A 482-nucleotide genomic window follows, 5' to 3' on the forward strand; every position below is an offset into this window, starting at 1 on the left:
GGGAGCGGTCGAAGGTGGGACTGGCGATTGGGACGAAGTCGTAACAAGGTAGCCGTACCGGAAGGTGCGGCTGGATCACCTCCTTTCTAAGGAGCATCTGCACTACGGCATCTTGCTGTAGCTGCCAGAACCACGCCGGTGGCGAACGATCGCCGGGTGGGGCTCATTAGTGGATGCTGGCTGGCTCGACACACGGTTGTCGCTGGAGTGAGTACTGCAGGCTTGCCTGCGTGGAAAGGTCCAGTGAGGGCTGAGTGAACAGATCGGTACGCTGTTGGGTCCTGAGAGAACACGCTTTTTGTGTCTTTCAGTGATCGGGTCCTCTTAGCACTTGAACCGCCGGCGTCAGTGGACGTGGGTAGGCGGGTGCGGAGATGAGGGGATGTCTGATTGTTCTTTGAGAACTGCACAGTGGATGCGAGCATCTTTGTAGCAAGTTAGTAAGGGCATACGGTGGATGTCTTGGCACCAGGAGCCGATGA

The 482-nt window shown here is 57.3% G+C and carries 1 rRNA gene; it reads left to right on the plus strand.

The features are described from left to right. A 16S ribosomal RNA gene (locus FXN61_RS49990) occupies positions 1-86 on the plus strand; the annotation flags it as partial. Positions 87-482 lie beyond the last annotated feature (396 nt).

Source organism: Lentzea indica (assembly GCF_012184385.1).
Lineage (GTDB): Bacteria > Actinomycetota > Actinomycetes > Mycobacteriales > Pseudonocardiaceae > Lentzea > Lentzea indica.